This is a genomic window from Paenibacillus solanacearum, assembly GCF_910593845.1.
Classification (GTDB): Bacteria; Bacillota; Bacilli; order Paenibacillales; family NBRC-103111; genus Paenibacillus_G; species Paenibacillus_G solanacearum.
Window position 1 is genome coordinate 17,442 of the sequence record NZ_CAJVAS010000058.1, and the last position, 20,620, is coordinate 38,061.

Annotated in this window: 13 protein-coding genes; 8 read left to right on the forward strand and 5 right to left on the reverse strand. The window is 54.7% G+C overall.

The features are described from left to right. Nucleotides 1-70: 70 nt before the first annotated feature. The 3 genes from KXG62_RS31225 to KXG62_RS31235 form a co-directional block, all read right to left on the reverse strand. Complete coding sequence (locus tag KXG62_RS31225; RefSeq protein WP_218095923.1) at nt 71-1,399, reverse strand: COG1361 family protein; 1,329 nt, start codon at nt 1,397-1,399, stop codon at nt 71-73. Further along, the gene (locus KXG62_RS31230) at nt 1,396-8,046 is read right to left on the reverse strand and encodes a DUF7507 domain-containing protein (RefSeq protein ID WP_246627726.1); all 6,651 of its coding nucleotides are present in this window, start codon (nt 8,044-8,046) and stop codon (nt 1,396-1,398) included. Before KXG62_RS31230 ends, KXG62_RS31225 begins: the two co-directional genes overlap by 4 nt. A 167-nt stretch (nt 8,047-8,213) precedes the next feature. Further along, on the reverse strand, nt 8,214-8,972 hold the full coding sequence (locus tag KXG62_RS31235) for a methyltransferase domain-containing protein (protein WP_218095924.1): 759 nt from the start codon (nt 8,970-8,972) through the stop codon (nt 8,214-8,216). Nucleotides 8,973-9,196: 224 nt separating this feature from the next. Between KXG62_RS31235 and KXG62_RS34455 the strand changes: the two genes are divergently transcribed. From KXG62_RS34455 to KXG62_RS31250, 3 genes are read left to right on the forward strand one after another with little or no spacing between them, the layout of a single operon-like run. Next, complete coding sequence (locus tag KXG62_RS34455; protein ID WP_218095925.1) at nt 9,197-10,300, forward strand: NTTRR-F1 domain; 1,104 nt, start codon at nt 9,197-9,199, stop codon at nt 10,298-10,300. 12 nt (nt 10,301-10,312) lie between these two features. After that, nucleotides 10,313-10,936, forward strand: a complete 624-nt coding sequence (locus tag KXG62_RS34460) for an NTTRR-F1 domain (RefSeq protein WP_218095926.1) — start codon at nt 10,313-10,315, stop codon at nt 10,934-10,936. Nucleotides 10,937-10,941: 5 nt separating this feature from the next. Next, on the forward strand, nt 10,942-11,418 hold the full coding sequence (locus tag KXG62_RS31250) for a hypothetical protein (protein WP_218095927.1): 477 nt from the start codon (nt 10,942-10,944) through the stop codon (nt 11,416-11,418). 74 nt (nt 11,419-11,492) lie between these two features. On the opposite strand, the gene KXG62_RS31255 is transcribed toward KXG62_RS31250, so the two are convergent. Then, nucleotides 11,493-11,861: a hypothetical protein gene (locus KXG62_RS31255; protein WP_218095928.1), complete on the reverse strand. Its 369-nt coding sequence runs from the start codon at nt 11,859-11,861 to the stop codon at nt 11,493-11,495. A 37-nt stretch (nt 11,862-11,898) separates the two neighbouring features. Further along, a complete protein-coding gene (gene blaOXA / locus KXG62_RS31260; RefSeq protein WP_218095929.1) occupies nt 11,899-12,708 on the reverse strand; it encodes a class D beta-lactamase in 810 nt (269 codons plus the stop codon). A 173-nt stretch (nt 12,709-12,881) separates the two neighbouring features. Here blaOXA and KXG62_RS31265 point away from each other — a divergent pair, with 173 nt between their 5' ends. The 5 genes from KXG62_RS31265 (at nt 12,882) to bglB (ending at nt 20,368) form a co-directional block, all read left to right on the forward strand. After that, complete coding sequence (locus KXG62_RS31265; protein ID WP_218095930.1) at nt 12,882-14,276, forward strand: aminotransferase-like domain-containing protein; 1,395 nt, start codon at nt 12,882-12,884, stop codon at nt 14,274-14,276. Nucleotides 14,277-14,352: 76 nt separating this feature from the next. Next, nucleotides 14,353-15,651: an ABC transporter substrate-binding protein gene (locus tag KXG62_RS31270; RefSeq protein WP_218095931.1), complete on the forward strand. Its 1,299-nt coding sequence runs from the start codon at nt 14,353-14,355 to the stop codon at nt 15,649-15,651. Nucleotides 15,652-15,834: 183 nt separating this feature from the next. Continuing rightward, the gene (locus tag KXG62_RS31275) at nt 15,835-16,704 is read left to right on the forward strand and encodes a helix-turn-helix domain-containing protein (protein WP_218095932.1); all 870 of its coding nucleotides are present in this window, start codon (nt 15,835-15,837) and stop codon (nt 16,702-16,704) included. Nucleotides 16,705-16,748: 44 nt separating this feature from the next. Then, entirely contained in the window at nt 16,749-19,286 is a 2,538-nt protein-coding gene (locus KXG62_RS31280) for a hypothetical protein (RefSeq protein ID WP_218095933.1), read from the forward strand. Continuing rightward, nucleotides 19,283-20,368 carry a beta-galactosidase BglB gene (bglB, locus tag KXG62_RS31285; protein ID WP_218095934.1) on the forward strand — a complete coding sequence of 362 codons (1,086 nt, stop codon included), beginning with the start codon at nt 19,283-19,285 and terminating at the stop codon, nt 20,366-20,368. Before KXG62_RS31280 ends, bglB begins: the two co-directional genes overlap by 4 nt. Nucleotides 20,369-20,620 lie beyond the last annotated feature (252 nt).

Below are 20,620 nucleotides of genomic sequence, written 5' to 3' on the forward strand. Positions count from 1 at the left end.
CCAGATGCCTTGGTGCTGAAAGATCGGCGGCAGATCCCTCGATCTGCCGTGCAAGTGAAAACATTCGGTCTTATTCATCGTTGTGCTCGACATGGAGGGTATAATCGTTGGAGATTACTTCTTTATTGTAGCGAATTTCGTTCAGTTCGTAAGCATACTGGCATGTAACAAAGCCGCGCAGGATAGAATCGATAACCAGCGGGCTAATCATGGCTTGATAGCGAATAGGAACATGGCTTCCCGGATGGACAGTTCCTAGATCAAGGGCACCGGATGGACCGGGGTTTGCTGCCGCTGTATCGTTGATGCGGATAGAACCCGGAACGAGCGAGGTTTGCCTGATCGTCAGTCGGATCAATGTGGCGTCTGCGGATACATTGCCGATGTTCGTTAAGCAGAGCTTATAATGGACCACGTCCTCGGGCTCGACAACGGACGGCGCGGCGCGAAGATCAAGCTGAAAGAGCGGATATCGTACCACGGTAGAGACAGGGTTGGATACGGAAGGCGTAAATGGATTGACCAAGTCGGACGCCGCCATGGTCATTGCGCGGCCGGAACTTCGATACGTGCCTTCAGCGCGGACTTGGTTCGGCAAAACTTGCCCGGGCGATACCGCACTTTCCCCAGCGACGGTGGCTTCGAAAGCGACAAGGGTTTGTTTTCCGGGAGCTATGGCCCCCAGCGCAATGCTTGAGGGCAAAAAAATTCCGCTTTGCATCGTGCCGTTGACGGTAATGCTGTTCGGAACAAACAAGGTATCTTTGGGGATGGAAGGCTGCAGAACGACGTCTGCAGCCTCATCTCCGATGTTGGCGACGATGGCGGTATACCGAAGCGTTTCTCCCGGACCGGCGCTTGATTTATTTACCGATAGGGTGATGGTAATATCCGGCCCCCCGGTCACGATGACGGGGAGTGCCGCCATATTGGAGAACGCTTCGCCTTCGACTATTCGTCCGTCCGTTGCCTGAAAGGTATATTCTCCGCGGATTTGGTTGAGCAGCTGCTTCCCGGCCAGGCGCATGTCGGCAACAAGCTGAAACGTAATTCGGATCGTCTGATGGATGGAAACGACTCCGAGATCCAGCCCGGCAACCGGATCTGCCCCGGGAAGGGGGACGCCGTCCCTGTGAACGCTGTTGGGAACAAACGTCACGCCTTCCTGAAGGAGATCGTAGAGGGTCATCTCTGCATCCCGGTTGCCTGAATTCGTGATCGATACCGTGAAAATGACCGGGATGCCGGGGGATGCCTGAGCGGCTTCCGTGCTTTTGACCAATACAAAATCCGGGCCGACCAGCGGCGTGCTCACCGTGTTGGAAAATGCAATGTGGCGGCTATCGCCCGCGTTAAAAACGATGCGAGATTGGTTCGTCAACCATTCTTGCTTCGTCATGTGACCGTTACCTGGAACGTAATCATCACCGAATCCCCGGCGGCGATGGAGCCGACGTTGATGCCTGTGGCGGGATTGGCTCCAGGCACCGGCACGCCGCCTACGGTGACGCTGCCCGGTACGAAGGTACTGCCATAAGGAATCGGATCGATGGCGACCACATTGGTTACCGTCGAAATGCCGTTGTTCGTGACAACCAGCGTGTAGGTGATCGTATCTCCGGAGACGGCATCAATGGCGTTCGTGCTCTTGACGACGCTGACATCCGGGGAAGAAACCGGAATGATCACTGTATTGGATGGAACGGAACCGGTCGCCGTTCTGCCGTCAGGCAGCGAGAAGGCGTAATTGGCCACGGCCGAGTTGACAAGCTGCTGCGGTGATGGCAAGGTTTCGATCGTGACCTGAAGCGAGACGATCACCGTAGCGGTTCCGCCCGCCGGCACGGTGCCTACGGGAATGCCTTGGTCGGGGTCGACGCCCGGCTGCGGCACGCCGTTAATCATGATGCTGTTAGGCACAAACTCGGCTCCGGCTGGCACGGGATCGGTAAGCGTAACGGTAGCCGCCGTGTTGCCCGTATTGGTGATGGTTAAAGCATAGACGATGGTGTCGCCCACCGTCGCAACGGTCACATTCGCGCTCTTGACCAGCGAGATGATCGCTTGATACACAGGCACGGTGACTGTGCCTGACAATGACGAGCCCGAGAATGCGCCGGAGGTGAAGGTGACTGTAGCTTGGTTGCTGAAGATGCCGGAAGCCGGTAAGGAGGCTACAGTCACATTGAAAGTTACCGTGACTGTGGCACCCGGAACGATGGTTCCAAGCGAAATACCAAGGGCGGGATTGCCTCCGGGCACCGGCGTGCCATTAACCGTCACGCTGCCGGCCACAAAGGTCGTATTTGCCGGGATCGGATCCACCAGCACAACATTCGTCACGCTTTCGATGCCTGCATTCGTTACCGAAACGGTAAAAGGAATCACATCGCCAATCGTAGCCGCGGTAAACGTGGTGCTCTTGACTACAGCCACATTAGGCGAGGAAACGGATGTAGCGACCGTATTGGATAAGGCGGTGCCTGTAAAGGTGCGATTATCCGGCAAGGTGTAGCTGAAGTTTGCCGTAGATTGGTTCACTAGCTGCTGCGTCGGCGGCAAGGAAGTAATTACGGCCGAGAATGTGAGTGTGGCCGTAGTACCCGGAGCGATCAACCCCAGCGGGATGCCGGCGGAAGGATCGGCTCCGGGGAGCGTGGCTCCGTTAAGCAGCACACTGTTGGCCACCAGGCTCGTTCCTGCCGGGAGCGGATCGGTCAGTGTCGTTGTCGCACCGATATTCCCGCTGTTCGTAACGGTTGAAGTATAAACAATTGTGTCTCCCACCGTGGCCGTTGTGCTGCTTACGGTTTTGGCAACGGATAAAGCGGGTTGAGATACAGGCGTAATTACATTTTGCGAGAAGGCTGTTGCCGACAGAGAGCCGGAAGTGAAGCTGACAAAGGATTGATTGTTAATGGACGCCGGAACGGGAACGGCCGTTACGGTTATGCTGAACGTGACGGTGGCGGAAGCCCCGGCAGCAATGGTGCTAAGCGGAATACCGGCGGCCGGATTGGCGGATGGTCGAGGCACGCCATTTACGCTAACGCTTCCCGTAACAAAAGCAGAGCCTGCCGGAATCGGATCGGTCAAGATGACATTGTTGATATCGGCTATACCGTTATTGGTGACCTGGATGGTGTACACAATCGTGTCTCCAACGGTGGAGGCCGTCGTTGGCGTTGTTTTGACTACGGAAACGTTAGGTGCGGTAACGCCCACCACGACGGTATTGGAGTTGATGGAGCCGTTGAATGTGCGACCGTCCGGAAGTATAAATTGGTAGCTGACCGTCGCTTGATTCAACAACTGCTGCGGCGTCGGTAGCGTTTCGATCAGGACAGAGAACGTGACCTGAACCGTGCTTCCCGGCGCGACAGTGCCAATCGGAATTCCGGTCAACGGAGAAGCGGCTGCTTGAGGCACACCGTTTACAATTACGCTGTTGGGAACAAACGAAGTACCGGCCGGAATCGTATCCGTGACCGTGGCGGTGGCATTGTAGTTGCCTGAGTTGGTCACATTTATCGTATACGTGAGCGTGTCGCCTACCGTTGCATTGGCGACTCCGGCGGATTTGACCGCCGTCAGGATCGGCTGGTTTACGGCGATAGTGAGGGAATTGGAGAATGCCGTTCCTGAGAAGGTTCCGGACGTAAAGGTGGCCGATGACTGGTTGACAAGCGAGCCGGATGAAGGCAGCGATTGCACAAGGACATTGAACGTTACGGTTGCCGCTGCTCCCGGCGCGATGGTTCCCACTTGAATGCCCGCTATCGGGCTAGCCGATGCGTTCGGCACGCCGTTAATCGTAACCGAGCCCGGAACGAAGGAGACCTCGGGCGGCAGCGGGTCGGAGACGATCGTATTGGTGACGGGAGCAATGCCGGTGTTCGTAATGACGACCGTATAAGGGATCGTATCTCCGATGGCCGTATTGGTCGTTGTCGAGCTCTTGGCCACCGTAATATTCGGAGCCGAGACGGAAATCGTTAATGTATTCGATTGGGCGCTGCCTGACAATGTGCGCCCGTCGGGCGGTACGAATGTATAGTCTGCGGTTGCTTCATTCGTAAGCTGCTGGGGATTGGGCAAGGAATCGACAAGGATGCTGAAAACGACCATAACGGTCGCTCCGGCGGCTACGCTGCCAACCGGAATGCCGGTAGCGGGATTGGCCCCGGCCACAGGCAGCCCGCCAACGACGACGCTGTTGGGGATAAAGCTTGTAAAGCCTGGAATGATGTCGGTCAGTGTTACCTGTGCAGCCAGGTTCCCCGTATTGGATACGGCGATGGTATACGTCACGGGGCTTCCGACGGAAGCATTGGTCGTATCGGCCGACTTCGTCAAACTGATAACGGGCTGTGTCACAGGAACGTTGACGTTATTCGATTGCGACGATGACGAGAAGGCGCCTGATGTAAAACTGACGGACGACTGGTTGGAAATTACGGATGGATCCAGCATATTGACCATCACCTCGAAAGTTACGGTAGCAGAAGCGCCGGGGGCCAATGCACCGATTGGAATGCCGGAAGCCGGAGTTGCCAGCGGCATAGCTGTACCATTCACAACTACGCTCCCGGTAATGAAGCTTGTGCCTTGCGGAATCATGTCGCTTACAATCACGTTGTTAATAGGCGAAGCGCCGTTGTTGGTAATCACAACCGTGAAAGCGACCGTATCGCCGCGAACCGCTGATGCGGCACTGCTACTTTTGACTACGGACACATTCGGTGCGGATACATTGACAACAACCGGATTGGACAGCGCGATATCCTCGAAATGTCTCCCGTCCGGCAGCGTGTACGTATATTGCGCGCTCCCCTGGTTCGTCATCTGCTGGGGGTTAGGCAAGGAGGTTATCGTAACCGAGAAGCTGACGACATTGGTTTCACCAGCGGATACGGTGTCTAGCGGGATGCCGGTGCCCGGATCAACGCCTGGATTCGGAAATCCGTTAATGACTACGCTGTTTGGTGTGAAAGTGACTCCCGAAGGCAGCAGATCTTTCACGAGAACATCTGCCGGATAGTTGCCCGCATTGGTTACCGCAAGCGAATAGGTGAAGGTGTCGCCGACGGTCAATGAGCCGGCGCTGCTGCTCTTGACGATTTGTATGACCGGTAAATACGCCGATGTTGTGACCAAGGGGGAAGAAGACGCCCCGGTAAAAGCCCCGGAAGTAAAGCTGACATAGGCACGGTTGCTTAAAGAAGCCGGAATCGTCGGCGCAACTTGCGTGACACGGACACTGAATGTAATAGGGATACTGGCCCCCGCATTAACGGTTCCAAGCAAGATACCGGCGCCGGGATCGGCGTTCGGGAGCGCAGCGCCATTCACGACCACACTGCCGGCAACCAGCGCAGTACCGTCAGGCAAGTTATCTGAGAATACGGCATTCGTAACGGGCTCTACGCCGTTGTTCGTAACGTTCACCGAATAAGTAAGAATGTCATTGAGCGTCGCAATCGTACGGTTGACCGTTTTGGTTACCGTGAGATTCGGCGAGGTAGCCGGAATATCTACAACGTTGGAAGGGGCTGTGAATCCGGTAAAGGAACGGCCGCTTGGCAACTGATACGAATAGGCGGCAGTCGCCTGATTCACCAGACGCGGAGGTGACGGCAGTGTAGTTAGGACGGCTTGAAACGTAACCGGAACGGAACTGCCGGGTGCAACGGAACCGAGATTGATGCCCGTAAGCGGCGAAGCCCCCGGGACAGGTACCGTATTGACGGTCACACTTCCGGGCACAAATGAAGTGCCGGCAGGCAGCGTGTCTGTTAGCGTTGCTTGCGCGGCGATGTTGCCGGTATTCGAGACAAATATCGTATAGGTTAATGTATCCCCGACGGTAGCGACATTTCGGTTGACCGACTTTACCGTACTGATCACCGGTTGATAAACCGGAATGCTCACCGTATTGGATAACGATACGCCGCTGAACGTGCCTGAGCTGTAGGCTGCAGAGACCCTGTTCACATATTGGGCAGGTGTAGGCAGAGAAGAAGCCGTTACTTGAAAAGCAACAGTAACCGTGCTCCCCGCAGATAGCGTTCCAATCACAATCCCGCTCGCTGGATTGGCTGACGATTGGGGAACGCCGCCAATCGTTACACTTCCCGGCACAAAGAGCGTGCCGCTCGGCAAAGCATCGGTCAACGTGACGTTGGTAACGGGATCCGTGCCGTTGTTCGCCGTAATTACCGTATAAGTATACGTTTCCCCGATCGAAACATCGGGTACGCTGGAGCTTTTGTTGACGGTGACGTTGGGCAAAGCGACCGGAATGGTTACCGTGTTCGAAGTGGCTGAGCCCGATGAGGTACGACCGTCGGGAACCGTGTATGTATACGCTGCAGCAGCTTGATTCACCATCTGCGGCGGGGACGGAAGGCTCTGCACCGCAACCTGAAAAGTGACGGTTGCCGACCCGCCTGCCGGTATGGAGCCCGCCGAAATACCGGACACGATATTTCCTCCCGGCACCGCTGTTCCATTGACAGTGACGCTGTTGGGCACGAAGGAAGAGCCGGCAGGAATCGGGTCTGACACGGTGGTCGTGCCCGCAATATTACCGGAATTCACGACAACAATCGTATAGGTGACGATGCCGCCTACCGTTGCATTCGCCGTGCTTGCCGATTTGTTCACCCTCAGGATCGGGGAATAAACCGGAATGGTGACACTATTGGAAGGAATGACGGCGGGAGTAATCGGTCCGCCTGCAACGCTTTGGAAATTAAAGGAGGCGTTCGCAGTATTGACGAGCAACTGCGTGCTGGGCATCGAGACGACCCGCGCGCTGTAAGCGACGGCAATGGAGGCTCCGGGTACCAATGTCCCAACGGGGACACCTGCCGTAATATCGTTGGTAGGCCTGGCGGCACCCGCAACCGTAACGCTTCCTGCCACGAACACGAGCCCTGACGGCAGGATATCGGTAACAACCATATCGGTTGCGTTCGCCGTCCCCGTATTGATGACGGTGACAGTGTAGCGGATCGTGTCCCCGACGAGGGAGCCGTTTACATTGGCCGATTTGGTCACGCCGACGCGCGGCGCGTTAATATCGATCTGCAAAGCATTGGCATTGAGGACATACGCGTCGCCCGAAGTCGTCAGCCGCAGTACGGCAGAAGTCTGGTTATTGGCCAGCTGGGCGGATATATCCACGTTCGTAATGTCCCAGCCTTGCCTTCCCCCGGAAATATTGCTCCCGGGCGCACCGTTGGTTTGGTTGCGGGTTCCGAAGGTTCCCGTCGTGTCCAGCGCCCCGCTGTTATTGTTAATCTGCGAAGCAAAAAAGTTGTTGGCAAAGTTATTAGTACCGGACAAAGCGACCAAGGTTGAGGTTGTTGGGCCGAATAAAGCCTGGTCGCCGGTACGGTTGGCATCTCCCTCTTGGGCGCTGAATAGCGCGCGGCCGCCCAGCGCTCCGGATACGGGGGTAGAGAAGCCGGTCAGCGTCGTGGTTACCGCGGAGGAGGTGCTCTGGACAAGGACAGCTCCCGCCCGCAGCGACATATTGCGGAAGGGAAGCGCGGCGTTCTGATAAATGACGCCTAAAGTCCATCCTGCATTATTGGCTGTGGGATCGTTGTTTATGGTTAAGGTTCCGACGACCCGTCCTGTTGTATAGGTCCCGGCCCCGCCTTGTTGAACCAAGGTGGTTACATTGGCAGTCCGGACATATCCGAGTGATCCTCCGCCCAAGTCAAACGTATTGCTTGTCGCAGCATCGAGGGAAACTTCCGAGGTCCCGATAGGCGTGGCGAAAGTAACCGGATTGTTAATGGCCGCGGTCAGGTTGGTCGTGCCGTTGACATAAGTGCCGCCCCAGATGAGCTCTGCATAAAGGACACTGCTCCCCGCCGGAAGAGTCAGGATGGCGGATGAGCTGTTCAGCAAGTAATTATCCGTCGTTCCAAACGGATAGGCCCCATATCGCAGCGCCGTATTGGTCGTAATGAACGCGCCGATGCTGTCGGCTGTACCCGGAACGCCGGATACTTCCGACCGGCTCAGCCCCAAAGTATTCCCGATAAAGGTGATAGCCCCCGTTGCGTTGACGGTTGCCCGAACGATAAGCGGAATGTTGATTCACCTCCTTTTCGACGTTTAACTATATGAATCGAGAAGTTTTTTTTGTCTGTCCTTGTTATGGGGACACAATAAAATTTACGGATAATAGAATGGGGTCATTTTTTGCGCTTTTTATGTCCATGAGAATCCTTCTTGTCCCGGTGTTTGGATTCATTCGGCATAAGGGAGGAAGGATCCAGATCCGGGTCGTCCAGTTCGAATGGCTCTGCGTCTCTCATCTCGTCTACAGGTTCTGTTAGGCGAAGGTCTTGTACACAAAGAGGCTCCGCGTGGGATTGCCTGGACAATTGATCAAGCTCCGGGATGGTGATTTCATTTTTGACAACAACCCAATGATACATAATTTCGTCTACGACGTTGACCTGGGCCTGGCGCAGCTCATCTAATTCGTCTGCCTGGTATAAAGACGAACGATACGTGTCGTTGTAAAAGAATTCCATTCGAATCAAACGAAAATCATAAGGAAGCTTGTCGGGATTGGCGTAGTGAGAAATGTCCGGCGATTTCGAACCGTGAGGCGGCTGGTAAAAATGATTGGTTACATGTCGCGGCGTATGCTCGTCAAAGCGGTGCCGCAGCAGCGGATTCGCCATATGTTTGAAGCTGTGAGCATACGGAGCGAGTATACATACGATAGACTTATGAATGGAAATGCGATAGATTTCGGCTAAAACCGCTTGTAAATCCCGAACATAAGGCAGGATGCGGCAAGCCATGACCCAGTCCACGGATTGATCAGGGAGAGGTATGCCATTGTCAATGTCCCATACGAGGTCCACACCCTCCCACGAATGACGGTCAATGCCGTAAAAGCCGGGATGCTTTTGGCTGCCGCAGCCTAAATCAACTTTCAATGTACGTACCTCCCAAGAGAAATGGTAATGGTTTCATTAAACAAGATATCTCGGCATCGGATAAAATGTGACGATCTTGGGTGGTTGGAACCTCAGCAGCGGTGGAGGGGAGGCGGTTTCGTTCAACAACTTAAAATGTACGTTCGCATGGAGGCAATTAACGCTTCAACTATAATAACTCCGCCATACTATGTAATTAAGTTTCATAGATAAGGAGGGATTCTATGTTCGTTAATCGCTTAATCAACGGAAGCTTTGAAACGGGATCGCTTTCGCCGTTTAACGGGATCAATGCCGTTGTTGTCAGTTCCAATAGTCATTCAGGCTATTTTTCTGTTCGATTGACCGGAGGCACGGCCAACGCATTCATTCAGCAATTCGTTCCGGTTGCAGCCGGGGAGAGCTTTGAGTTGATCGTATCGCTCGCCAAACTGGGCGCAGCCGTCAGTCCTCCAGTCACATTGGCGGTCAATTACTATAATGCGGCATTTGCATTTTTGGGTTATGGGCTCATTACGAGCATTCCTGCCGGCCGCATTCCCGATAATAACGAAGCGGACTGGACGGTCATTTACCAAACAACCTCTCCCGCCCCCGCAGGGACAACGCAAGCACTCGTGCTCATCAATAAGCTGCCCTTATCGGGAAGCGCCGATATGTTCGTGGATGACGCTTCCCTTCTGGACGCTGCCGGATTACGGGGAGGGACAGGCCCGGCTGGTCCGGCCGGAGCGACAGGTGTCACGGGCCCGACGGGGGCAACGGGAGCGACAGGCGATCCCGGCCCCATGGGAGCGACCGGCGCAACGGGCGCCACCGGCTCGACCGGCCCGCAAGGACAGACCGGTACGTTTTCGCAGGTGTATGCCAATATCTTCGATAATGCCGACCAGGCGCTGAGTGTGATTCAGCCGACCGTACGCTTCAACCAATTTAACTCCCCCGATTCGATCATCGCCGGAGGCATTGTTGCGACGGCGACTTCGCTCACGGTACCGGTCGCGGGGGACTATGCGGTATTGTGGCTAACGTTTTTTTTGCCAGTTGCCGGTCAACAGCACTGCGCATTCGGGGTTTTCGTCAACGGTACGCTTCGTGATTCCACACGTTCGGGTGTAGCGGCATTTGCGGATCAAGAGATTGATACGGCATCCTCGGTGGCCATCCTGTCTTTGAATGCCAATGATACGCTGGAACTGCGAGCTCTTATACCCGATGAGAGTACGCAGGACAATATTGATTTAAGTGCTGAGGTCGTATACCCGGGCACGGGAACCAATCAGCCGATTAACAGTGCATCTTTGCGCATTATTCGTTTGGGACCGTAAAGGAGGGATTGTATGCTCGTCAATCGATTGGTGAACGGAGGCTTTGAAACGGGATCGCTTTCGCCGTTTAACGGGATCAATGCCGTTGTTGTCAGTTCCAATAGTCATTCAGGCTATTTTTCTGTTCGTTTGGCCGGAGGCACGGCCAACGCATTCATGCAGCAATTCGTTCCGGTTGCCCCTGGAGAGAGCTTTGAGCTGATCGTATCGCTTGCCAAGCTCGGCGCAGCGGTCAGCCCTCCGGTTACATTGACGGTCGGTTACTATAATGCAGTATTCGCCTTTCTAGGTTATGGGCTGATCACGAGCATTCCTGCCGGCCGCATTCCCGATAATAATGAAGCAGATTGGACGGTCATTTACCAGACGACCTCTACCGCCCCCGCAGGGACAACGCAAGCACTCGTATTGATCAATAAGCTGCCTCTATCCGGAAGCGCCGATATGTTCGTGGATGACGCCGCCCTTCTGGACGCCGCCGGATTACGCGGCCCGACCGGCCCGACGGGTCCGTCGGGAGCGACAGGTGCTATAGGCTCGACGGGGGCAACAGGAGCCACAGGCGATCCCGGCCCCATAGGAGCGACCGGCGCAACGGGAGCCACCGGACCGACCGGCGCACAAGCGGCACGTTAACACGAGTGTATGCCAACATCTTTGATAATGCCGACCAGACGCTCAGTGTGGCCCAGCCGACCGTACGCTTTAACCAATTTGGTTCGCCCGACGCAGTCCTCGCCGGAGGCGTTGTTGCGACGGCTGCTTCGCTCACGGTACCGGTCGCGGGGGACTATGCGGTATTGTGGCAGACCGTTTATTTGCCGATCGCCGGTCAACAGGACTGCGCATTCGGGATTTTCGTCAACGGCACGCTTCAGAATTCCACACGATCCGGCGAAAGATCAGCGGTTGATCAGCAGCTTGATACGTCATCCTCACTGGCTATTCTGTCTCTGAATGTCAACGATATGCTGGAGCTTCGAGCTCTTATCCCAGAAGATAGTACGCAGGATAACATTATCCTTAGCGCCCGAATCCAATACCCTCCTTTCTTCGGAGCGGCCGATCAACCTATTAACAGCGCGTCTCTCCGCATCATAAGACTGGGCCTGTCGTAGGGAAAATAAGCCAACAAGAGCAGGCGCTGTGTGACGACCTGCTCTTGCTGGTTCGACTGCAATCGTATTCGATATTAGTGACTCAACCCTCGGAAGAAAGCGCGGATATCGCTTATCATTAAATCCGAAGCATCGATAGCAGGGAAATGCGTGCCTCTATCAAATTCGCTCCAGTGGACGATATGGTTGTTTTGCGCTGCATAATGGCGAATGGCAACGTCGGATTGCTGGAATACGGCGACGCCTACAGGCGTTGGCGACGGATCCCTGGGTACCTTCATAAACTGGCCGAGACGGCCCAACCGAATTTTCTCAGCATCCGAAAGCGAGGCCAGCACGTCCTCCTCCACCGGGCCCGTCGGAATGAACCCTGTCGTAGCGGCGTTCACATGCACCCCGACAACGCGATCAACTGCCAATCGGCCAAGCTCGGGTGCGATCATTGCTCCCACATCTCCTCCTTGCACGCTCCCGTGTCCATTACTTTTTCAAGATCTTCATTTTTTTCAACGTATCCAGGGTCAATTGTTTGGCTGTTGCGCCGCTGCCGGCCACATTCGTAGCGAATACCCAAGTGTTCTTACCCGTTTCAACATAACCGACATACCAGCCAAGCCCCATGTCGGATAGTCTCGTGCCGGTTTTTCCATGAACCGTATACTCGTCCTGATCGTCATCGATCATGATTCGCTTGACCGTCTTCATCGTTTTTTTCTGAAAAGGCAAATCTTCCTCGACCAGCCTTTCCATGAAATCCGCCTGTTCTTCGGCAGAAATCTTCAAGCTGCTGTCCAGCCAGAACGTATCGATGCCGCCGGATATGTCGCGGTTGCCATAGCCGATGCGATTCACATCATCCTGCATCCGTTCTTGGCCGATATCGCGGGCCATGGCCTGGTAATACCAGATCGCGGATTCCCTCATGGCCGAGGCGAGCGAATGATCCCGGTTCCAGCCCGGGAACTCTCTTACGATGCCATCCCATCGCTTGACGTCATATTCGTCAGCTACCGCCTTTACTTCCAGCCCGATTAACGCATTCGCCACTTTAAAGCTGGATTCCGGGGTGAACCGTTCCTTGCTTCTTTCCGGATTGTAATCATATACTTGGTTGGTCTTCAGATTTTTGAGGACCAGAGTCCCTTGGGTGTTATGAAATAGCTGTTCCAGTTCAAGCTGATTGAATTTCGGCTTTGCATTGGCGGCTGTCGAGTACGCCAATAAACAAATAACGGCAGCGAATATAGCGATAAACAGTGTTAGACGATTTCCCTTTTTCACCTGCAGCATTGCTGGATCACTCCTTGTACATCCGTTTTTTTCGGGAATGATTTCGATGGCCATCGAACAGAACGAGTTCCCATTACCAAATGCATTTGGATACTATTAGTCTAGGGATACCGGTACGGCAAGTAAATCTTGTTTTTTACGGTTTGTACCTGTACAGATGAGGGGGGAAACCCATGATCTATGCCGAGGTCATGCATACGATTGAATGGCAAATCGATAGAGGGGAGCTAAAACCGGGGAAGAAGCTGCCGTCCATCAGGTCTTTGGCCAAGCGGTTCGATTGCAGTGTCAATACCATCATCAAAGCTTATTCCGAGATGGAGAAGAAGCATAAAATTTATTCCGTCTCCAAGAGCGGCTACTATGTTGTGGAGCGGGCGCTCTCCAGTCATGCGGGTTCAACGGACACGGGAATCATTGACTTTCTATCGGCCGGACCGGACAAGAAGGCCATGCCTTACCGGGATTATCAGCATTGCATCAATCAAGCGATTGAAGTGTATAAAGAGGAGATGTTTACCTACTCGGAGATTCAAGGGCTGTATTCGCTGAGGGAAGAGCTGGCTCGTCATCTGCGGGAGCTGCAGGTGTTTACGGCGCCTGATCGCATATGCGTGGTATCCGGGTCGCAGCAAGCGCTGCATCTCCTCATCTCTCTTCCGTTTCCCAATGGCAGAAAGAACATCTGTGTCGAACAGCCCACGCATATCAGTCTGATCGAATCAATCAAATATCAACAGGCCAAGGCATACGGGATTGAGATCACGCCGAATGGACTTGATATGAAGCGGTTGGAGCATTTGTTCCAACACAATGACATTAAATTTTTTTACACCGTGTCCCGGTTTCATAATCCGACCGGCTACAGCTATTCGAACACCGAACGGCGGAAAATCGTGGAGCTGGCACAAAAATACGACGTCTATATCATCGAGGACGATTACTTGGGCGATCTGGACCCCGACACGCGTCAGGACCCTATGTTTGCTTATGATCCGTCGGGAAGAGTGATTTATACCAAAAGCTTTTCCAAAGTAATGCTGCCGGGCTTACGATTGGGGCTTGCGGTGGTCCCGGAGGTTTTGCGGGACGCGTTCTTAAGCGCCAAGTTCGCTTCGGATTTGCATACGCCGGTTCTCACGCAAGGGGCACTGGAAATTTATTTGAAGAGCGGCATGTTCATGACGCATATTCAGCGCATGCGATCGATCTATAAGAGGAAAGCGGCTTTATTGCAAAGAGCCTATCAGGAACAGCTGCCGCCTAGCGCCGCATATTCAGGATCGCATTCGGGCTTTTACTCGACCATCCGGCTGCCGAGTCCGCTGAAGGCCGAGACGTTTATCGAGCATTTGAAGAAGGAAGACGTGTATGTGGACAATGCGAAACGCATGTATTTGTCCGAGTTCGAACAAGATTCGGTCATCCGCTTGAGCGTGTCGCAGGTGGAGGAGGAATGGATCGGCATTGGAGTCCAAAAAATCGCTCGCGTTATGCGAGTGATTTATCCCATGTTGTTTTTGATTTGCAGGGTCGGACAGCAAGATGTGTTAAATTGTGAGCAATAATGGATATTTCGGACGATTTTAGGTGTGATATGATCAAAATGTAAACGCTAACATAATAAGCTAAGGGAGTGTCGATATGAACAAAAAGATGAAATCGACGATCATGTCCGTTGTTGCGGCAGCGCTTGCATTTAGTTTGACCGCTTGTGCGGGAAGCGGCGCAGGCAGCGAGGCCGGGAAGAACAATGCCGGCGCGAAGAAAGCGGTTACTCTCGATTATTTATGGTTTACGGACGGAATTGAAGGCGATGTTATGAAAGGCATTATCGCCGATTACGAGAAGCAAAATCCTTCCGTGAAGATCAATCTGGTTGAAGTGGCCTTTAAAGATTTGACCACCAAGCTGAAAACGATGATTTCCGGCGGCAAGCCGCCTGCGCTCGCACGCATGACGGATACGGGCGTGTTCGCCAATCAAGCGCTGGATTTAACGCCCTATGTGGGCAGTGCGGACAGCTTCACCTCGCAGTTTATCGATTCCATCAAGCCTTATTATGTGATGGATAACAAAATTATTGCCGCACCGATGGACGTAACGGCCAACGGCATACTTTACAATAAAACGCTGTTCGCTAAAGCCGGCGTCAAAGTACCGACGTCCAAGGATAACGTGTGGACGTGGGACGAGTTTACCGCCGCGCTGAAGCAAGTCGTCGATAAGGGCGGCGCCAAGTACGGTCTCGTGTGGGACTTTACGCCGCACCGGTGGTCTACGATGCTGTATCAATTCGGCGGCAGCATGATCAGCGCAGGCGGCAAGAAAGCGGCGATTAACAGTCCGGAAGGCGTCCAAGCCTTGGATTACTTCGTCAAGCTGCATAAGGACGGCCTCATTCCACAATCGATCTGGTTAGGCTCGGAAAATCCGAACAACCTGTTCCGTTCCGGTACGGTAGCCGTTCATATGGCGGGCAACTGGATGCTCAGCAACTACAAGGACATCAACAACTTCGAGTGGGGCGTCACGTACATGCCGAAGCAAAAAATCCGCTCTTCCGTTCCCGGCGGAAAATATGTAATGGCTTTCAAAGGCTCCGGGGTCGAAAAGGAGACCGTGGATTTTATTAAATATTTGACGTCCAAGGAAGTGAACGCCAAGTTCAACAAGGAATCGCTCTTCATCAGCCCGCGCAAAGACAATGCGAAGCTGGACTACGCGTTCGGCAAGGAGATGTTCGAAGTATTCGCCGACGAGCTTGCCAATACGACGCCGCTTGCGGCGGGCGACTGGTCCCGGCAGGACATCGTCCCGAAATTTTCCACCGATTTGAAAAATAATATCGTCGACGCGATCGCAGGCAAAACAACGTCTAAAGACGCGCTGGACAAAACGGCCAAAGTCATTGACAAGGCGATCGCCGATCAAGCCAAATAGTTGGACGGCCGGACGACAGGGGGCGAGCTATCTCATGGGTAGCTCCTTCTCTTTTGTCGGGGGATAGGATCTCTGCCCAGCACAGCAACATCCGTTGAATAGAAGACAACTTCCGTGCAGGTCGCCTCAAACGGTTGTGATATTCTTGTACTAAACCGGATGGAACAGGGAGGGTGGCGGCACATGGCGCATTATGCCCATTTTCCAACGAATACGGCATTGAAGCGGTCGCGCATCTATGTCAGGCATCAGGTGTCGGAGTGGCAGGACAGCTGGCCGCTTCATACGCATGACGGGTACGAAATTTATTTTTTTCATCAAGGCAATGTGAATTTGATCATCGGCAATGAAATTTATCCGATGCAACCCGGTGACATGCTGCTGTTCAGCGGCGATGTGCTGCACCGTCCGAATCCCGCCCAAGAGGTGCCGTATATTCGCAGCTACGTTAATTTTACGGCGGACTACATTCAGGAGATGGCCGGCGAAGATTTGCAGGCGAAGCTGATGAGCTTGTTCTCTCATCCGAACGGTCTGCTCATTCGGTGGGACGAGAGCGGCGCGAGCGAGATGGATCAGCACTTTGCGACGATGTTTGTCGAGCGGGAGAAGGAAGCGATCGGCACCGGATTTATGCTGCAAAGCCTGATGGTGCAGCTGCTCCTGAAAATTTACCGCAAATCCAAGGAGCTGTACGCCTACTTGACGGTTCCGGCGCAGTCGCAAAAAGAATCGAACGTACGCCGCATGTTGGAGTATTTGAACCAGAACTACAAGCAGCCGGTCACGCTCGAAGCCTTATCCAAGGCGATGCATCTGAACAAGTACTATATGTGCCACTCGTTCAAAGAGGTCACCGGCATATCGATTAACCACTATATGACCCGCAAGCGGATCGATGAAGCCAAGAAGCTGCTGCGATTATCGGATACGCCGATCGCGCTCATCTCCGAGCTGCTCGGGTTCAGCAATCCGATCCATTTCAGCCGCATGTTCAAACAGTACGACGGCGTCTCGCCGCAGGCGTACCGCAAATTGCATCAGCAGTCATAATAGCGAGGGCATCATACCAGCAGGAATGAAGGGACGACATCACAATGACAGCAGTCAGCAGCTATTTAGCGTATTCTCCATTGCCCTTGCGGCACAGCGTAATCAACCGGTGGATGGTCAGCGGCATATTCACGCGCAACGTGCGGTTCGAGCCGATGACAATGGAAGGGGATATCAACGATTGGCTCATTAAAGGCTTCTCCATTCATGAGAATCCTTGCCGCAAGGAATTTGTCGACGCCAGACGGTCCGCCAATCCGGAGCTTCCGTTCACGGAGCCGCCGGCGGCCGGGGGACAGCTATCGCTCTGGGATTCGTTCAAGTCTTGGGACGTGTACTTCCCATGGGGCAATTCGCGGGTCGAGGAATCCGGTTTCTATTATGTGCCTACGCATATGCTGAGGTACGCGTATACGACGGTGGTCAGCCCGGCCGCGCATAAAGCGGTGTTTCACCTGAAAACCTGCGGAAGCGTGGCGCTGTGGGTGAACGGGCGGCTCGTCTGCGACTTTACGCCTTTTACGAGAAACATCGAGCAGAAGACGCAGGTGGAAATCGAGCTGGAAGCGGGCGAGAACCGGTTCTTCGTATGCCATGAGGATCTTGCGGAGCGCGACACACTGTATCATTATACGCTGGAATATGCAGGCCCCGAGCCGCTGGAAATTCGTATCCCGTTGGCGGATTCGGAAACGGCGGCGAATGTGGCGGCTATGGAAGAATCGCTGGAGCGGTCGTGCGTCCCGGCAGACAGCGTAACTGACGACGAGATCCGTATTATGTTTGAACAGCCGTTTACCCGAAACGTATCGTTTGAGGTGAGCTACAGCAGCTTCTTCAGCGGCCGCTATGCGATGCAGCGGGAGCTTGCAGCGGGACAGCGCGACCTGGTACTGGGACATACGTCCGAATTCGGAATCGATTATAAATATTTCGAAGTGAGCGCCCGGATCGGCCATGCGACGGTCCGCAAGCTGTTCGGCATTGAGCTTGTGAACAACCGGTTCCAGCCGCAGAACGGCGAGGCACTCTCGGTGAAGGAACGCAAGCAAGCGGCGCTGGAATGCGTAGCCGACCTCGGTATTCCGAATATTCATACGGCCATCGCGAAGCTCAAGACCGGAGGCGACCCCGAGCAATCCAGAGACATGATTCTAAACGGATTGATCGGCATCGAAGAGCGGCGGGACTGCGCCGACTTTTACTTGATCGCCTTGTTCCGCTTCTGGCGCGATTATCGCGACAGCGGCTTGTTCGACGAAGCGTTCTGGGGCCGCGTCAAGGAAACGATGCTCGGCTTCCGCTACTGGATCGACGAGCCGGGGGACGATGTGATGTGGTTTTTCAGCGAAAACCACGCGCTGCTGTTCCATAGCTGCCAGCTGCTTGCGGGCCAGCTGTTCCCTGACGATCGGTTTACGAACAGCGGCGAAACCGGAGCCCAGAGACAGGCGAAGGCGGAAGCGCAGCTCATCGGCTGGTTCGAGCGGTTCTTCGCCGAAGGCTTGGCCGAATGGAATTCCAGCGCCTATATCCCGATCGATTTCCTGGGGCTCATCCAGCTCTATGACCTGGCCGAGCTGCCGGTATTAAGGGAAGAGGCTCGACGAGCAATGGATCTTCTGTATGGGTACATGATGTCCGAAGCCCATGACGGCTACTTGACCTCCACGTTCGGCCGCAGCTATGAGAAAGAGCTGCTCGGCAACCATGCCGCAGGGACGACCTCGCTCATCTGGGTCGGTTACGGCGTCGGCAACGTGAACAGCACCTCGTTCAACGTGTCGCTGTATTTATCCGACTACACGCCTCCGCAAGAGCTCGGCGAGCTGACGAAGCTGGGCGAAGGCGAAGAGCTGGAATTCCAGCTGGAGCAAGGCAAGGACGGATACGCGAAGCTTACGCATTACCGGACAAGCGGGTTCGTCTTGTCCAGCATTGCCGACTTCCGCCCCGGCTTGAAAGGGTACCAGGAGCATGTGCTGCATCTTGCGTTTTCGCCTGTGGCGCAAATCTGGGTGAATCATCCGGGAGAGATTTACGCTCACGGTTCGGGACGGCCGAGCTTCTGGGCCGGGAACGGCTGCTTGCCGAAGGTCGGGCAGTACAAGGGACTGGGCATCCTGCTGTTCGACGTGGACCCGGATCATGACGCCGACTACACGCACGCCTACTTCCCGGTGGACGCCTTTGCCCGGGTCGAAAGCCGCGGATCGTGGTTTTTCGCGGAAAGCGCCGGTGCCTATGCCGCCGTCTACGCGGCCGGCGGACTGGAGCTGACCGATAGCGGCACGAACCGCGGGCGCGAGCTTACGTCGAAAGGGCGGCGCAACGTATGGCTGGTGACGGCGGCGGATCGTCAGGAGTTCGCTTCTTTCGAGCAGTTCATCGATCGCATGGAACGGATGCCGCACGAAGTATCCGTGGATACGCTGGAGGTGCGCCTGAAGGATGCCCGGTACGGTGAAGTTCGCTTTGGCTGGCAGCAGCCGCTGACGGTTGACGGAGAAGAAGTGCGCGTCCGCGATTGCGGGGTTCGCGGCACATTGCAGCGGAAGGCAAGGGAGGTATCCGGCACATGAATCAAGAGACGATGTTACATGCGATCAAGCGCGTGTCTGGCGCGATGAAGTCGATGAAAAACGAAGGACTGGATGAGATTTATCCGATCGGTCTGATCGACATTCATCTGTGGGAATGGCCGCAGGGCGTCGGGCTGTACGGGATGTATCAGTATTACGAGGAGACGAAAGACGCGGACACGCTGCAATTTTTGCAGGACTGGTTCGATGCCCGCATCCGGGAAGGACTGCCCGAGAAAAACGTCAACACGTGCTCGCCGCTGCTGACGCTTATCTCCTTATGCGAGCTGACGGGAAATGAGCAGTACATTCGGATTTGCGACGAATGGAGCCGCTGGATCATGGACGCGAAGGACGGGCTGATCCGCACCGGCGACGGCGCCTTCCAGCATATGATTACGGGCGACCCGAACGACGGGCAAATCTTGATCGACACGCTGTTCATGACCGTTCTCTTCTTGACGAAGGCGGGTGTCTACTTCAACCGTCCGGATTACGTCGAGGAAGCGAAAAAGCAATGCTTGATTCATATCAAATATTTGTATGACCGGCATTCCGGACTGTTCTTCCACGGATGGGACTTTAACGGGAGACATAACTACGGGGCCGTGCGCTGGGGGCGCGGCAACGGCTGGTATACATGCGGCATCGTCGACTTCCTGGACATGGTCGAGCTGGAGGAAGGGATCAAGCCATACTTGCTCGATACAATGCGCAGCCAGGTCGAAGCGCTCGCCGCGCTTCAAGCCGAAGACGGCATGTGGCATACGGTGCTGGACGATGCCTCGTCCTACAAAGAAACGTCCTGCACGGCCGCCTTCGGCTACGGCATATTGAAGGCGGTGCGCCAAGGCTATCTGGAGCCGAAGTATTCGCCGGTTGGCCGCAAGGCGCTCGCCGCCGTGCTGGACCGCATCGACGCGAGCGGCGTCGTGCAGGAAGTTTCGTACGGCACGCCGGTCGGCGGCGACGCGCAGTTTTATAAAGATATTCCGATTTCCCCGATGACTTACGGCCAAGCGCTAACGCTGCTGATCTTGATGGAAGGCTTGCGCGGCGCGAATCGCTCGAGGGAGAGCTGATTCGGGGTCGGGAAAGGTACGGGAGCGGGACATTCGCAGAGCGCGACAGGCATAGCAAGCCGTTGCGGCAATATACGATCGTATGATGGAGTGGGGCAGCCTGTATGTGGACAGGCTGCTTCTTTGTGTGCGGCGTGCCCAGAAAGCACGCATCTTCTAGCCGGTGAAGGTCCGGTCGCGGGAGGGGCCAAGCCCCCGCGTAGCTAGGATACTTGCGTATGGCGAAATCTGTGCGTAAAAGCGTATCGACAA

Excerpts from the sequence above, each read along its gene's own strand:
- KXG62_RS34460 (WP_218095926.1), top strand. The coding sequence starts at position 10,313 with ATGCTCGTCAATCGATTGGTGAACGGAGGCTTTGAAACGGGATCGCTT.
- KXG62_RS31265 (WP_218095930.1), top strand. The coding sequence starts at position 12,882 with ATGATCTATGCCGAGGTCATGCATACGATTGAATGGCAAATCGATAGA.
- bglB (WP_218095934.1), top strand. The coding sequence starts at position 19,283 with ATGAATCAAGAGACGATGTTACATGCGATCAAGCGCGTGTCTGGCGCG.
- KXG62_RS31270 (WP_218095931.1), top strand. The coding sequence starts at position 14,353 with ATGAACAAAAAGATGAAATCGACGATCATGTCCGTTGTTGCGGCAGCG.
- KXG62_RS31255 (WP_218095928.1), bottom strand. The coding sequence starts at position 11,861 with ATGATCGCACCCGAGCTTGGCCGATTGGCAGTTGATCGCGTTGTCGGG.
- KXG62_RS31225 (WP_218095923.1), bottom strand. The coding sequence starts at position 1,399 with ATGACGAAGCAAGAATGGTTGACGAACCAATCTCGCATCGTTTTTAAC.
- KXG62_RS31275 (WP_218095932.1), top strand. The coding sequence starts at position 15,835 with ATGGCGCATTATGCCCATTTTCCAACGAATACGGCATTGAAGCGGTCG.
- KXG62_RS31280 (WP_218095933.1), top strand. The coding sequence starts at position 16,749 with ATGACAGCAGTCAGCAGCTATTTAGCGTATTCTCCATTGCCCTTGCGG.
- KXG62_RS34455 (WP_218095925.1), top strand. The coding sequence starts at position 9,197 with ATGTTCGTTAATCGCTTAATCAACGGAAGCTTTGAAACGGGATCGCTT.
- blaOXA (WP_218095929.1), bottom strand. The coding sequence starts at position 12,708 with ATGCTGCAGGTGAAAAAGGGAAATCGTCTAACACTGTTTATCGCTATA.